Origin of the sequence: uncultured Ralstonia sp., from assembly GCA_913056305.1 — a bacterium.
In the GTDB taxonomy this organism is placed as follows: domain Bacteria; phylum Pseudomonadota; class Gammaproteobacteria; order Burkholderiales; family Burkholderiaceae; genus Ralstonia.
In genome coordinates this window covers 1-13,691 of the sequence record CAJXMR010000017.1, presented here as the reverse complement: position 1 = coordinate 13,691, position 13,691 = coordinate 1, and the positions used below count along the sequence as shown (strand labels likewise).

Genomic DNA, 13,691 nt, shown 5'->3' with positions numbered 1-13,691 from the left:
GGCCTGCCCGCCCTCTGGACGAGGCGCGGGCTTGAAGGCGCGCACCTTTCCCCCATTTAGACAGATTCTGGAGACGAACGCATGGCCCTCTACCAACTCGGCGACGTTGCCCCGACCATTGACGACGACGCCTACGTGGCGGCAGAAGCCACCGTGATCGGCCGCGTGGAGCTCAAGGCACGCGCCAGCGTCTGGCCCGGCGCGGTCATCCGCGGCGACAACGAGCCGATCGTGGTGGGCACGGCCAGCAACGTGCAGGAAGGCGCCGTGCTGCACACCGACCCGGGTTGCCCGCTCGACATCGGCGACAACGTGACGATCGGCCACCAGGCCATGCTGCACGGCTGCACCATCGGCGAGGGCTCGCTGATCGGCATCCAGGCAGTGGTGCTCAACCGGGCGGTGATCGGCAAGGAATGCCTGGTGGGCGCAGGCGCGATCATCACGGAAGGCAAGGTCTTCCCGGATCGCTCGCTGATCCTGGGCGCCCCGGCCAAGGCGGTGCGGACACTGACAGACGAAGACGTCGCCAAGATGCGCATGAATACCGAGACTTATGCCGTGCGCCAGGCGATGTACAAGCAGCAACTGAAACGGATCGATGGATGACTGACGAACTGAAGAAATTCGTATTCGACGCCGCGCCGGTGCGCGGTGAACTGGTGCGCCTGGAAGGGACCTGGCAAGAGGTCGTGCGCCGCCGCAACTACCCCGCCCCGGTGCGCACGCTGCTGGGCGAGATGATGGCCGCTGCCGCGCTGCTGTCGGCCAACCTCAAGTTCAACGGCGCGCTGATCATGCAGCTGCACGGCGACGGCCCGGTGCGCATGCTGGTGGTGGAGTGCAATTCCGACCTGTCGATGCGCGCCACCGCCAAGCTGGCCGACGGCGCCGAGATTGCCGACGATGCCACGCTGGCCTCGATGGTCAATGCGCACGGCCACGGCCGTTTCGCCATCACGCTCGATCCGCAAGACAAGCTGCCGGGCCAGCAGCCGTACCAGGGCATCGTGCCGCTGGCCGACACGACCGGGCCCCTGAGCAGCATGACCGAGGTGCTGGAGCATTACATGCAGACCTCGGAACAGCTCGACACGCGCCTGTGGCTGGCGGCGGACGACAAGATCGCTTCCGGCATGCTGCTGCAGCGCCTGCCGTCCTATGGCGGCGCGATGGAAGGCCGGCCCGGCAACGAGCCCGCGCAGGTGGGCGAGACCGGCCAGCCGCTGCACGAAGACGTGCACAGCCAAGACCTCGACACCTGGGAGCGCGTCTGCCAACTCGGCACGACGCTGCGCCGGGACGAACTGCTGGAGCAGCCCATCGACACGCTCATCAAGCGGCTCTACTGGGAAGAAATGGAGCACGCCGGCATCCGCATGTTCGAGCCGCTGCTGCCGCGCTTCCGCTGCTCGTGCTCGCGGGCGCGCGTGGGGGCGATGCTGCGCACGCTCGGCCAGGAAGAGATCGACGACATCCTGCAGGAGCGCGGCAAGGTGGAGATCGACTGCGAGTTCTGCGGCCAGCACTACGCCTTCGACTCGGTCGATTGTGCGCAGCTGTTCGCGCAGGGCACGGTGGTCGAGAGCAGCCAGGGCACCCCCGGGCAGCACCACTGATTCCGGCGACATAGTATGAAGATGCGTCAGCGGCGGCACTTCCGGGTGCCGCTGACGCTCTAAACGCGAAGCCTGTTCCTGATCGCGGAGCGCACCATGCCCTCTTCAACCACGTCACCGACCACCCTGTCCAACGTTGCCCGGCTGGCCCTGCCTGCGCTGGCGGCAGCGCTGGCATCCGCCTGCGTCTACGTCCCGCGCGGACCAGGCGGCACCCCCTACACGGCGCGCATGCCCGCCGATACCCAAGCTTCCGCGCCCGCTCCGCTCACACCGGAAGAACGCAAGAAGCTCGACGACCTGAACGCCAAGGCCCTGCGTGAATCCGACCAGGCGGCCGAGCGCGAAGCGCGCATGCGCGAATACGTGGCGACGCCCTATTACGCGCCCTATCCGGCCTACGGCAGCTATTCGGTGTTCTACGGCAGCGGCTGGCGCCACCATGGCGGCTGGGGATTCAGCTACGGCGCGCCCGTGTGGGGCTATCCGTACTACTGGTAGGCCAGAGGAATTTTCAGGAGGCGATCGCGTCGACCCTGCTGGTCACGCGTTCGCCCGGCACGCTCAGTGCCGGTTCTGCTGCCCGGTCGGGGGCGGCGGCAGCGGTGGGGTTTCGCTGGTCTTGGGGGCCGGTGCGACGAACTGGACGAAGCCTTCGTCGTCCTTGACCATCCCCAGCTCATAGCGCGCGCGCTCTTCGACGGCGCCCGTGCCTTCCTTCAGGTCCTTCACTTCGCCTTCGAGCTTGGTGTTGCGCTGCTTGAGCTCAGCGTTGCGCTGGTTCTGCGCGCTCACCTGCTTTTGCATATCCCACACGCGCAGCCAGCCGCCCTTGCCCAGCCAGAGCGGGTACTGGATGGCAAGCAGCAACAGCATCAGGAACAGCGTGATCAGGCGCATACGGTCAGGCGTGGGCAATCAGCCACCCCGGATACCACGCGACCGCCAAGCGGCGGTCGCACGGTGATCCGGAGCGAAACTGCGAAGGATTATCGCAGGTTATAGAACGCCGACTTGCCCGGGTAGGTGGCGATATCGCCCAGGTCTTCCTCGATGCGCAGCAGCTGGTTGTACTTGGCCATGCGGTCCGAGCGCGACAGCGAGCCGGTCTTGATCTGGCCAGCGTTCGTGCCGACGGCGATGTCGGCGATGGTGCTGTCTTCGGTCTCGCCCGAGCGGTGCGAGATCACGGCGGTGTAGCCGGCGCGCTTGGCCATCTCGATGGCGGCGAACGTCTCGGTCAGCGTACCGATCTGGTTGATCTTGATGAGGATCGAGTTGGCGATGCCCTTTTCGATGCCTTCCTTCAGGATCTTGGTGTTGGTGACGAACAGATCGTCGCCCACCAGCTGGACCTTGTTGCCGAGCTTCTCGGTCAGGACCTTCCAGCCGTCCCAGTCGCTTTCGTGCATGCCGTCTTCGATCGAGACGATCGGGAACTTGTCGGCCAGGTTGGCCAGGTAGTTCGCGAAGTCCACCGACGACAGTTGCAGGCCTTCGCCTTCCAGGTGGTATTTGCCGTCCTTGTAGAACTCGGAGGCGGCGCAATCCAGCGCCAGCAGCACGTCTTCACCGGCCTTGTAGCCAGCCTGCTCGATGGCCGACAGGATGGTGTTCAGGCACTCTTCGTTGCTGGCGAAGTTCGGTGCGAAACCGCCTTCGTCGCCCACGGCCGTGCTCATGCCCTTGTCGGCGAGGATCTTCTTCAGCGCGTGGAAGATCTCGGCGCCGCAGCGCAGGGCTTCACGGAAGCTCGACTGGCCGACCGGCATCACCATGAATTCCTGGATGTCCAGGCTGTTGTTGGCGTGCGCGCCGCCGTTGACGATGTTCATCATCGGCACCGGCATCTGCATGGCGCCCGAACCGCCGAAGTAACGGTACAGCGGCAGGCCGGCTTCTTCCGCAGCGGCCTTGGCCACGGCCATCGACACGGCCAGCATGGCGTTGGCGCCCAGGCGGCTCTTGTTCTCGGTGCCGTCCAGGTCGATCAGGGTGCGATCCAGGAAGGCCTGTTCCGACGCGTCCAGGCCCATGATGGCCTCGGAGATCTCGGTGTTGATGTGCTCGACGGCCTTCAGCACGCCCTTGCCCAGGTAGCGCGACTTGTCGCCGTCACGCAGTTCGATGGCTTCACGCGAGCCGGTGGAGGCGCCCGACGGCACGGCGGCGCGGCCCATCACGCCCGATTCCAGCAGCACGTCGCATTCGACGGTGGGGTTGCCGCGCGAGTCCAGCACTTCGCGACCGATGATATCTACGATGGCACTCATGAATTCCCTCTTGGTCTCTTAAAGCAGGTAATGCGACGCAATCGACAGGCTCAGACGCCTTCGACCACGATCATGTTCATGTGCGCGGCCTTGGCGCGCGCGTCACGGGCAGCGTGGTATTCCTCGCTGTCGTAGAACGCCTTGGCGGCGTCATAGCTCGGAAACTTGAGCACCACAACCCGGGTAGGGTTCCACTCGCCTTCCAACGACTCGGTCTTGCCACCACGCACCAGCGGCTCGGCGCCGTGAACCTGAAAGGCTTTGGTCGACAGCACTTTGTATTGCTCGTATTGCACGGGGTCGGTCACGTCCACGTACGCGAGGATGTAGCCAGCGGCCATGTGTCTCTCTCCGGATGCTGAATCGATGGCGACGTCAGCGGCTGGGGGAGCCGCCGGTCAGGTGGGATCAGTCGAACTGATTTTCCAGGAAACCGCTGCGCTTGGTGAGCACATCCAGTTCTTTCAGTACCGACAGCAAGTCTTTCATGCGGCGCAGCGGCACGGCATTCGGGCCGTCTGATTTTGCGCATGCGGGATCGGGGTGGGTTTCCATGAAGACACCCGCCACGCCCGTGGCGATGGCCGCGCGGGCCAGCACCGGCACGAACTCGCGCTGGCCGCCCGAGCTGGTGCCCTGGCCGCCCGGCAGTTGCACCGAGTGCGTGGCATCGAACACCACCGGCGCGCCCGTCTCGCGCATGATCGCCAGCGAGCGCATGTCCGACACGAGGTTGTTGTAGCCGAACGAGGCGCCGCGTTCGCAGGCCATGAAGTTGTCTTCCGGCAGGCCGGCATCGCGGGCCGCATGGCGCGCCTTGTCGATGACGTTCTTCATGTCATGCGGCGCGAGGAACTGGCCCTTCTTGATGTTGACCGGCTTGCCGCTCTGCGCGCAGGCGCGGATGAAATCCGTCTGGCGGCACAGGAAGGCCGGCGTCTGCAGCACGTCCACCACCGCTGCCACCGGCTTGATCTCGTCGATCTCGTGGATGTCGGTCAGCACCGGCACACCCACCTGCCGGCGGACTTCCGCCAGGATGCGCAGGCCCTCTTCTAGCCCCAACCCGCGGAACGACGCGTCCGACGAGCGGTTCGCCTTGTCGAACGACGACTTGTAGATGAACGGAATGCCCAACGCGCCCGTGATCTCCTTGAGCGTGCCGGCGGTGTCGATCGCCATCTGCTCGGACTCGATCACGCAGGTGCCGGCAATCAGGAAGAACGGATGGTCGAGACCGACCTCGAAATCGCAGAGTTTCATCGTGTTTCCTGTGCGCTGCCGCTCAAGCGACAGCGCGTTGCGTGTTCTGCTGGTGATGCGCCAGCGCGGCTTCCACGTAGGCCTTGAACAGCGGATGGCCGTCACGCGGCGTCGAGGTGAATTCCGGGTGGAACTGCACGCCGACGAACCACGGGTGCATCGACGTCGGCAGTTCCATCATTTCCGGCAGGTTTTCCGACGGCGTGCGCGCCGAGATGATCATCCCGGCCTTTTCGAGCTGCGGCACGTAGTGGTTGTTCACCTCGTAGCGGTGGCGATGGCGCTCGTTGACTTCCGCGCCGTAGATCGTCGCCGCCTTGGTGCCCGATTGCACCGGCACGCGCTGCGAGCCCAGGCGCATCGTGCCGCCCAGGTCGGAGTCGGCCGAACGCTTTTCCACGGCACCGTCGCGGTCCAGCCACTCGGTGATGAGGGCCACCACCGGGTGCTGGGTCTCGTCGTTGAATTCCGTGCTGTTGGCGTCCTTCATGCCGGCCAGGTGGCGGGCGAATTCGATCACGGCGAGCTGCATCCCCAGGCAGATGCCCAGGTACGGCACACCCTTCTCACGGGCGTACTGGATCGCGCGGATCTTGCCTTCCGTGCCGCGCTTGCCAAAGCCGCCCGGCACCAGGACTGCATCGAGCGAGTCCAGCACCTGCGTATGGCCCGACTCCAGCTCTTCGGAATCGATGTATTCGATGTTGACGCGCGTCGAGGTGTGCAGACCGGCGTGGCGCAGCGCTTCAATGAGCGACTTGTACGACTCGGTCAGGTCGACATACTTGCCGACCATGCCGATGGTGATCTCGTGCTGCGGGTTCTCTTGCGTGTGCACCATGTGGGCCCACACCGACAGATCCGCCGGCGGCGCGTCGATGCGCAGCTCTTCGCAGATGATGCGATCCAGCCCCTGCTCGTTGAGCATCTGCGGGATCTTGTAGATGGTGTCGACGTCCCACACCGAGATGACCGCGTCCTGCGGCATGTTGGCGAACAGCGAAATCTTCGCGCGCTCGTCATCGGGGATCGGGCGGTCGGCGCGGCACAGCAGCGCGGTCGGCTGCACGCCGATTTCGCGCAGCTTCTGCACCGAGTGCTGGGTCGGCTTGGTCTTCAGCTCGCCGGCGCTGGCGATGAACGGCACCAGCGTCAGGTGGATGAACGCGGCCTGGTTGCGGCCCAGGCGCAGGCTCATCTGGCGCGCGGCTTCCAGGAACGGCAGTGATTCGATGTCGCCCACCGTGCCGCCGATTTCCACGATCGCCACATCGGCGCGGCCGTCGTGCGACGCCTTGGCGCCGCGCTCGATGAAGGCCTGGATCTCGTTGGTGATGTGCGGAATCACTTGCACCGTCTTGCCCAGATACTCGCCGCGACGCTCCTTGCGGATCACGGATTCATAGACCTGGCCGGTGGTGAAGTTGTTCGACTTGCGCATCTTGGCCGAGACGAAGCGCTCGTAGTGGCCAAGATCGAGGTCGGTTTCTGCGCCGTCCTCCGTCACAAACACCTCGCCGTGCTGGAGCGGGCTCATGGTGCCCGGGTCGACGTTGATGTAGGGATCGAGTTTGAGGAGGGTGACTTTGAGGCCGCGCGACTCAAGAATGGCCGCGAGCGAGGCGGCGGCGATGCCCTTGCCGAGTGAGGACACAACGCCACCGGTGACGAATACGAACTTGGTCATAACCTAGCTTGCCGGGGAAAGCCGGATTATACCAAAGGTGCCCCTTGCGATTCGTGACAGAACGGCGGAATTTGCCTGTTCAGGCGGCGTGCCGCATGGCGCCTGCGTCGGCGCGCATTTCGTTGATCAACCGGCGGATCAGGTCAGCCGTTTCCAGCGGCTTTTCCATCGGATACAGGTGGCTGCCCTCGATCCAGCCCAGGCGGCTGCCGACCAGGCGGCGGGTCGCACCCAGGCCGATCTGGCGGACCTCGCGCGAGCGCGTGCCCGCCACGAAGCTGACCGGGAACGGCGTGCCGCCGGACACGCGACGACCAAGATTGGTCGGCAAGGTGCGGTAAATCTGGTATTCGACCTCGCGCGAAAAACGCAATGTGCGCTCGGCCTCGCGGCCGGTCGGCTCGGTGCCACGCTCGACGTAATCGCGCAGGACGTCTTCATCCCAGCGGTCGAACTTGCGCTTGGCCTTGAAGTGACTCCAGACCGCATCGAGATCGGGCCAGAGATTGCGCCGGTTCTTGGTGACGGCCGCCGGGGATTGGCTCTCGTCAATGTTGAGCCATTGCGCCACGCGCACCAGCTTGGCGCGCCAGCCCGCAATGACCGGCGAATCCAGCATCAGCACGCCGCGTACGCGCTCGGGACGGCGCAGCGCCGCCATCAGGCTCAGGAAGCCGCCCAGCGAATGGCCGACCAGCCAGACCGGCTCGGGCTGCGCGTCGATTTCCGCCAGCAACTCCTTCACCAGCCCTGGCCAGGACCGCGTGACGGGGAAGCGCGGGTCGTGCCCGAAGCGCTCGACCGCGCGGATGTCGAACTCGTCACCCAGCACGCCCAGCATCTTCCGATACGTGCCGACCGGAAAGCCATTGGCATGCGAAAAGAGCATCACATCGCGCATCGAACCGGCTCCTGTGCTGGCGTTCAGTGCGACTCTGGCTTGCCGCTGCCGGCCACGCGCTGCAGCGTCGCGACCTGCTCGAACGCAGGACCAGGCGCACGTTGCGGCTTGGCCGGGGCATCGGCGGCAGGCGGCGCAGGGGGCGCAATACGCACCGGCTCCACCTCGACCGACGGGTGCCCTTCGCGGCGCAGCGGGTGCGCCGGCGTGGTGTCGGTCTCCCAATCCGGATCTTCGATCTCGGCAAACACCTGGCGCAGGCGCTTGCCCCAGGTGCCACGGATCATCGCGAAATACGGGTTTTCCTCGTCAATGGCGACGAAGCGCGTCACGCGCAGCGAGTTGGTCTCGTAGACCAGCAGATCGAGTGGCAGGCCCACCGAGATATTCGACTTCAGCGTCGAATCCATCGAGATCAGCGCGCATTTGGCGGCTTCGTCCAGCGGCAGCGCCGGACGGATCACGCGGTCGATGATGGGCTTGCCGTACTTGGCCTCGCCGATCTGGAAGTAGCAGTTCTCGGGCGTGGCTTCGATGAAGTTGCCGGCGGCGTAGACGTTGAACAAGCGCGGCCGCTCGGCGCCGATCTGCCCGCCGAAGATGATGCTGACGTTGAAATCGATCTTGGCCTTGGCCAGCGCCGCGGCGTCGCGGTCGTAGACCTCGCGCACGGCCTCGCCGACGATGGTGGCAGCCTCGAACATGTCCCGCGCCGTCCACAGCGAGCGCGGCTTGTCGCGCGCCTCGGTCAGCACCTGGCGCACGGCCTGGCTGATGGCGAGGTTGCCGGCGGTCAGCAGCACCATGACGCGATCGCCTTCGCGCTCGAAGACGGTCATCTTGCGGAAGGTGGAGATGGCGTCGACGCCCGCATTGGTGCGGGAGTCCGACAGGAAGACCAGGCCAGCGTCCAGGCGCATGGCGACGCAATAAGTCATGGGCGAAGCGACAAACGAAATCGTTGGGTTGGAAGCATTCTAGCGTGTCAATTGCAACGCAACGTCGCGCTTAGAAGCGGTGTTCAGTTCACTCAGGCAGCCTCGGCGGGCAACGGCTCAATCGAGATGCTCACGTCCAGCGTCTCGGCTCCGCCACCCTGGCGGATGCCGCGGATGGGCGCCGCCGACTGGTAGTCGCGGCCGACGGCCAGGCGGATGTGGCGCCCGTCGGTAAAGCATTGGTGCGTGACATCGATGCTGCACCACGTGTGTGACTCGGCGTCGAGGCAGATGTCGGCCCACGCGTGACTGGCGAGGTCTTCCTCGCCGACCGCGTGGAAGTAGCCGCTGACATAGCGCGCCGGCACGCCCAGCGCCCGGCAGCATGCCACCATCACCTGCGCCTGGTCCTGGCAGACGCCGGCGCTCAGGTTGAAGGCCTCGGCAGCCGTGGTGCCGACGTCGGTGGCGTTCGGCTTGTAGCGCACGCGCGTGGCGATGGCCCGGGCGAGGCTCAACGCCGACTCGGCATCGCCCTGGACCAGCGCATGTTCGCGTGCGAATGCGGCCAGCTCGGGCGGCGCGGAGGTCAGCGGCGTGGTGCTCAGGAAGTACAGCGGCGAGACGCGGTAGCGCCCGTCCCCGGGGGCGTCGGCAAAACCGTGGCTGCCGGGCGCGCCGGACGGGAAGGCCTCGACGATGCCGCGGGCGTCGATGGTGACGTCGTCAGCGCGATTGCCCAGGGTGAAGTGGTGCACCACGTTGCCGAAGCCGTCGGTGGCGCGCGTCAGGTTGCCGGGGGCGTGGATCTGCCAGCTGTCCACTTGCTGCAGCGGGCCGCTGCGGGGGGTCAACCGCAGCTCGTGCACGCTGTGGCGCAGCGGCTCGGCATAACGGTAGACCGTGGTATGTCGAATTTGGTATTTCACGATGGCGCGGGCGCCGCACACATGCGACGCCCCGATGTATACAAAGTGCCCCGGGTGTCACACCGCATCGAGCGGCACCAGGAAATCCTGGCTGATGCCGTTGCCCAGATCGCCAATGCGCTCCAGGAAGTTGGTCAGCCACGGATGCAGGCCGACCGCGAAAATATCCTCGATGCGGGCGTACCGCAGGTCGGCATGCAGTTTACCAGCGCGACGCTCGGTCTCCGACGACTGGCTGTTGCGCACCGTGGAGAGGATCGCCACCACCTCGTCCATGCTGGCCAGCAGCGAGCGCGGCATGTCGCCGCGCAGGATCAGCAGCTCCGCCACCCGCGTCGGCGTGATCACGTTGCGGTAGATCTTGCGGTAGACCTCGAAGCCCGAGACCGAGCGCAGGATGGCCGCCCAGTGATAAAAATCCGCGTGCTCGGCGGCGGTCTCGTCGCGCGTGGGCGTGGACTGGAACTTCACGTCGAGGATACGCGCGGTGTTGTCGGCGCGTTCCAGGAAGGTGCCCAGGCGCATGAAGTAGAACGCGTCGTCCTTGAGCATGGTGCCGAGCTGCACGCCGCGCGACAGGTGCGAGCGGAACTTGACCCACTCGAAGAACTGCGACGGGTCATCGCGCAGCATGCCTTCGGCAATCAGGCGCTGCACCTCCAGCCAGGTGGTGTTGATGGTCTCCCACACCTCGGTCGTGAGGGAACCGCGCACCGCGCGGGCGTTCTCGCGCGCGCCGCGCAGGCAGCTCATGATCGACGACGGGTTGGTCATGTCGCGGACCATGAAGTCGATCACGTCGTCACGCGAGAGCAGGCCGTAGCGTTCATCAAAAACCCGCGTGAGTTCGGAGATGTCGAGCATCGCCCACCAGCCCTGCTCCGCCATTTCCGCCGATTGCGGCATCAGCGAGGTCTGGTAGTTGACGTCGAGCATGCGGGCGGTGTTCTCGGCCCGTTCGGTGTAGCGCGCCATCCAGAAGAGGTGGTCTGCGGTGCGGCTGAGCATGGCGTTCCCTGTCGTGTTCGGTTATGTCGATTGCAAGGTTTCGAGGTTGCGTCAATGCGCGAGCGAGCCTTCAGCGCTCCAGCACCCACGTGTCCTTCGTCCCACCGCCCTGCGACGAGTTGACCACCAGCGAGCCCGCCCGCAGCGCCACGCGCGTGAGGCCGCCCGGCACCATGCGCACGTCCTTGCCCGACAGCACGAAGGGCCGCAAATCGATGTGACGTGGCGCGATGCCGGCTTCCACGTAGGTCGGGCAGGTGGACAGCGCCAGCGTCGGCTGGGCGATGTATTGGTCGGGGCGTGCCTTGACCACCTCGCGGAACGCGGCGATCTCGTCCTTGGTGGCCGCCGGGCCGACCAACATGCCGTAACCGCCCGCGCCGTGCGTCTCCTTGACCACCAGCTCGCCCATGTGGTCGAGCACGTATTGCAGGTCGTCCGGCTTGCGGCACATATACGTCGGCACGTTGTTCAGGATCGGTTCCTCGCCCAGGTAGAAGCGGATCATGTCCGGTACGTACGGGTAGATCGACTTGTCGTCCGCCACGCCGGTGCCGATGGCATTGCAGATGGTGACGTTGCCGGCGCGGTAGACCGATAGCAGCCCCGCCGCACCCAGCGAGGAATCCGGGCGGAACACCAGCGGGTCGAGGAAGTCGTCGTCGACGCGGCGGTAGATCACGTCGATGCGCTGCGGGCCCTGCGTAGTGCGCATGTAGAGGTGGTCGTCCTGCACGAACAGGTCATGGCCTTCGACCAGCTCGATGCCCATCTGCTGTGCGAGGAACGCGTGCTCGAAATACGCCGAGTTGTACATGCCGGGCGTGAGCACCACCACGGTCGGGTCGGAGATGTTCTGCGGCGACACGCTGCGCAGCATGTCGAGCAGCAAGTCAGGGTAATGCGCGACCGGCGCCACACGATTGCGCGCGAACAGCTCTGGAAACAGCCGCATCATCATCTTGCGGTTTTCCAGCATGTACGACACGCCCGAGGGCACGCGCAGGTTGTCTTCCAGCACATAGAACTCGCCCTCGCCGGCGCGCACGATATCGATACCGGCCACGTGCGCGTAGATGTCGCGCGGCACGTTCACGCCCAGCATGTCGGGGCGGTACTGGGCGTTGTTGTAGATCTGGTCGGGCGGGATCACCCCCGCGCGCAGAATGTTCTGCTCGTGGTAGATGTCGTGCAGGAAGCGGTTGAGCGCATCCACGCGCTGGCGCAGGCCGCGCTCGAGCGTGGCCCACTCGCTGGCCGGGAAGATGCGCGGGATGATGTCGAACGGGATCGTGCGTTCGGTGCCGCTGTTGGACTCGTCCTTGTCGCCATACACGGCGAAGGTGATACCGACGCGGCGGAAGATCAGGTCGGCCTCGGCACGCTTGTTCTGCAGCGTGGTGGCGGACTGGGCGCCCAGCCATTCGGCGAAGCGACCATAGTGGCTGCGCACCTCGCCTTGCTGGACGAGCGCTGCCGGGGCCGGTTCGGCGGCATGGGGGCTGCGTTCGCCATGCCAGTTGAGCATCTCATCATAGAACCGGGCTGTCATGCTTTCCTCCCCTGACGGACTGCCATGCCGTGCGGCTGCACGGCATGTGGTTTTTATAGCACAGCGGTTTTGACACCCACAATGGGGCGAAACCACCGTGCCACCAAGTTTTACGGCAGCGTTTCTGCCGGCTCCGTCTCGTTCGCCAAGGTCTCAACCTCGCGCGCCGACGACCAGTAGCGCGGCCGCATCGACCGCGCCGTCTGCACGTCCAGCGCATCGCCGTGCGTCTCGATGACGACGGCACCGGCCTGGTCGGTGCGCAGCCGCTTGATGTCGCGCGCCACATAGCGCTGCCATACCTGCGGATGCGGATGACCGTACCGGTTGCGGTAGCCGACCTGGAAAATCGCCACCTGCGGGGACACCACGTCCAAAAACGCCCCGCTGGAGCTCGTCTTGCTGCCGTGATGGGGAACTAGCAAGATGTCTGCCATGAGCCGCTCGGGAGACTCGGTGGCGATCAGCGCGGCCTCCTAGGCGACTTCGATATCGCCGGTCAGCAAAGCGGCATGGCGCGCGTTGCCGACGCGCAGCACGCAGCTGCGCGCGTTGCTCGACACCCGCGCACCACCGGCGGGCGCCTGCACCGGATGGAGGATCTCGAAGTCCACCCCGTCCCACGTCCAGCGTTGGCCGGCGACACAGCCAGCGGCGTCGACGTCGTATGCCTGGGCAATCTCCCGCAATGCATGGTCGGGCGGCAAGGACGCCAACATGGTGCGCACCGGCACCGCAGCCATCACCGTTTCGGTGGCGCCAGCATGGTCGCTGTCTTCGTGGCTGACGATGAGCGCATCCAGCGCTTGCGCCTCATGGCCGCGCAGGTACGGCACGATCACGCGAGCGGCAGCGTCGGCGTGGTCGCCATAACGTGGGCCGGTATCGAACAGCAGGCGGTGGTGGGTGGTCTCGACCAGCGCGGCGGCGCCCTGGCCGATGTCGAAGGCCACCACGCGGAACTCGCCCGGCTGCGGCACCAGCACGCGCGCGAGCAGCATGGGCAGCAGCAGGATGGCCCCCTGCGCGCGCCACGCCCACGCGCGATGGCCGCCCGGCACCAGCATCAGCACGACCCCGCCGACGGCCAGTAGCAACGCCCACACCGGCGCCGACGGCGCCACCCACACCGACCAACTCGGCCGCCCCACCCACTCCAGCCACACCGCCAGCCAGCCAAAGCTCGCCTCGGACAGCGCCAGCACCGGTTGCGCAAACAGATCGGGCAGCGCCGCGCCGATCAGCGCCAGCGGCGTGGTGACGAAGCTGACCACGGGAATCGCCAGCCCGTTCGCCGCCGCCGACACCACCGACGTTTGCTGGAACAGGATCAGCGTCAGCGGCAGCAGGCCGAAGGTGACCGCCAGTTGAATGCGCGTGGCACCACGCAGACCGCGCTGCACCCGCGCGAGCACGCTTGGCCGCTCGCGATCGTGGCGTGCATCGGCCGCCATCTGCGCGGCCAGGAAGATGATCGCCACCGCGCCGAACGACAGCCAGAAGCCGGCGGACATGACCGCC

At 66.0% G+C, this 13,691-nt stretch carries 13 protein-coding genes and 1 pseudogene; 3 read left to right on the top strand and 11 right to left on the bottom strand.

Translation table 11 applies throughout. From position 1 onward, the window contains the following. The first annotated feature begins 81 nt into the window (after window positions 1-81). The 3 genes from QZ609_RS05025 (at window position 82) to QZ609_RS05015 (ending at window position 2,120) form a co-directional block, all read left to right on the top strand. Window positions 82-609 (top strand): gamma carbonic anhydrase family protein, encoded by a 528-nt coding sequence (locus QZ609_RS05025; protein ID WP_295491869.1) that lies wholly within the window; start codon window positions 82-84, stop codon window positions 607-609. Then, the gene (locus QZ609_RS05020) at window positions 606-1,619 is read left to right on the top strand and encodes an Hsp33 family molecular chaperone HslO (RefSeq protein ID WP_295491867.1); all 1,014 of its coding nucleotides are present in this window, start codon (window positions 606-608) and stop codon (window positions 1,617-1,619) included. Before QZ609_RS05025 ends, QZ609_RS05020 begins: the two co-directional genes overlap by 4 nt. A 96-nt stretch (window positions 1,620-1,715) precedes the next feature. Then, the gene (locus QZ609_RS05015) at window positions 1,716-2,120 is read left to right on the top strand and encodes a hypothetical protein (RefSeq protein ID WP_295491865.1); all 405 of its coding nucleotides are present in this window, start codon (window positions 1,716-1,718) and stop codon (window positions 2,118-2,120) included. 63 nt (window positions 2,121-2,183) lie between these two features. On the opposite strand, the gene ftsB is transcribed toward QZ609_RS05015, so the two are convergent. The 11 genes and pseudogenes from ftsB to QZ609_RS04960 form a co-directional block, all read right to left on the bottom strand. After that, on the bottom strand, window positions 2,184-2,519 hold the full coding sequence (gene ftsB, locus QZ609_RS05010; RefSeq protein WP_295491863.1) for a cell division protein FtsB: 336 nt from the start codon (window positions 2,517-2,519) through the stop codon (window positions 2,184-2,186). An 89-nt stretch (window positions 2,520-2,608) separates the two neighbouring features. After that, window positions 2,609-3,892: a phosphopyruvate hydratase gene (gene eno / locus QZ609_RS05005; RefSeq protein ID WP_295491860.1), complete on the bottom strand. Its 1,284-nt coding sequence runs from the start codon at window positions 3,890-3,892 to the stop codon at window positions 2,609-2,611. Window positions 3,893-3,942: 50 nt separating this feature from the next. After that, on the bottom strand, window positions 3,943-4,233 hold the full coding sequence (locus QZ609_RS05000) for a DUF1330 domain-containing protein (RefSeq protein ID WP_295491858.1): 291 nt from the start codon (window positions 4,231-4,233) through the stop codon (window positions 3,943-3,945). A 67-nt stretch (window positions 4,234-4,300) separates the two neighbouring features. Beyond that, the gene (gene kdsA / locus QZ609_RS04995) at window positions 4,301-5,155 is read right to left on the bottom strand and encodes a 3-deoxy-8-phosphooctulonate synthase (RefSeq protein ID WP_295491856.1); all 855 of its coding nucleotides are present in this window, start codon (window positions 5,153-5,155) and stop codon (window positions 4,301-4,303) included. A gap of 22 nt (window positions 5,156-5,177) precedes the next feature. Next, window positions 5,178-6,842: a CTP synthase gene (locus QZ609_RS04990; protein ID WP_295491854.1), complete on the bottom strand. Its 1,665-nt coding sequence runs from the start codon at window positions 6,840-6,842 to the stop codon at window positions 5,178-5,180. Between the two features lie 79 nt (window positions 6,843-6,921). Beyond that, on the bottom strand, window positions 6,922-7,743 hold the full coding sequence (locus QZ609_RS04985; RefSeq protein WP_295491852.1) for an alpha/beta hydrolase: 822 nt from the start codon (window positions 7,741-7,743) through the stop codon (window positions 6,922-6,924). A gap of 23 nt (window positions 7,744-7,766) precedes the next feature. Next, window positions 7,767-8,681 carry a peptidase gene (locus tag QZ609_RS04980; RefSeq protein ID WP_295491850.1) on the bottom strand — a complete coding sequence of 305 codons (915 nt, stop codon included), beginning with the start codon at window positions 8,679-8,681 and terminating at the stop codon, window positions 7,767-7,769. Window positions 8,682-8,773: 92 nt separating this feature from the next. Continuing rightward, entirely contained in the window at window positions 8,774-9,610 is an 837-nt protein-coding gene (locus QZ609_RS04975) for a transglutaminase family protein (RefSeq protein WP_295491848.1), read from the bottom strand. A 57-nt stretch (window positions 9,611-9,667) separates the two neighbouring features. Beyond that, window positions 9,668-10,618 (bottom strand): alpha-E domain-containing protein, encoded by a 951-nt coding sequence (locus QZ609_RS04970; protein ID WP_295491846.1) that lies wholly within the window; start codon window positions 10,616-10,618, stop codon window positions 9,668-9,670. A 70-nt stretch (window positions 10,619-10,688) separates the two neighbouring features. Further along, window positions 10,689-12,170 carry a circularly permuted type 2 ATP-grasp protein gene (locus tag QZ609_RS04965; protein WP_295491844.1) on the bottom strand — a complete coding sequence of 494 codons (1,482 nt, stop codon included), beginning with the start codon at window positions 12,168-12,170 and terminating at the stop codon, window positions 10,689-10,691. A gap of 110 nt (window positions 12,171-12,280) precedes the next feature. After that, a pseudogene (locus QZ609_RS04960) lies at window positions 12,281-13,691 on the bottom strand (DNA internalization-related competence protein ComEC/Rec2); the annotation flags it as partial.

Excerpts from the sequence above, each read along its gene's own strand:
- QZ609_RS05025 (WP_295491869.1), top strand. The coding sequence starts at position 82 with ATGGCCCTCTACCAACTCGGCGACGTTGCCCCGACCATTGACGACGAC.
- QZ609_RS05020 (WP_295491867.1), top strand. The coding sequence starts at position 606 with ATGACTGACGAACTGAAGAAATTCGTATTCGACGCCGCGCCGGTGCGC.
- QZ609_RS05015 (WP_295491865.1), top strand. The coding sequence starts at position 1,716 with ATGCCCTCTTCAACCACGTCACCGACCACCCTGTCCAACGTTGCCCGG.
- ftsB (WP_295491863.1), bottom strand. The coding sequence starts at position 2,519 with ATGCGCCTGATCACGCTGTTCCTGATGCTGTTGCTGCTTGCCATCCAG.
- eno (WP_295491860.1), bottom strand. The coding sequence starts at position 3,892 with ATGAGTGCCATCGTAGATATCATCGGTCGCGAAGTGCTGGACTCGCGC.
- QZ609_RS05000 (WP_295491858.1), bottom strand. The coding sequence starts at position 4,233 with ATGGCCGCTGGCTACATCCTCGCGTACGTGGACGTGACCGACCCCGTG.
- kdsA (WP_295491856.1), bottom strand. The coding sequence starts at position 5,155 with ATGAAACTCTGCGATTTCGAGGTCGGTCTCGACCATCCGTTCTTCCTG.
- QZ609_RS04990 (WP_295491854.1), bottom strand. The coding sequence starts at position 6,842 with ATGACCAAGTTCGTATTCGTCACCGGTGGCGTTGTGTCCTCACTCGGC.
- QZ609_RS04985 (WP_295491852.1), bottom strand. The coding sequence starts at position 7,743 with ATGCGCGATGTGATGCTCTTTTCGCATGCCAATGGCTTTCCGGTCGGC.
- QZ609_RS04980 (WP_295491850.1), bottom strand. The coding sequence starts at position 8,681 with ATGACTTATTGCGTCGCCATGCGCCTGGACGCTGGCCTGGTCTTCCTG.
- QZ609_RS04970 (WP_295491846.1), bottom strand. The coding sequence starts at position 10,618 with ATGCTCAGCCGCACCGCAGACCACCTCTTCTGGATGGCGCGCTACACC.
- QZ609_RS04965 (WP_295491844.1), bottom strand. The coding sequence starts at position 12,170 with ATGACAGCCCGGTTCTATGATGAGATGCTCAACTGGCATGGCGAACGC.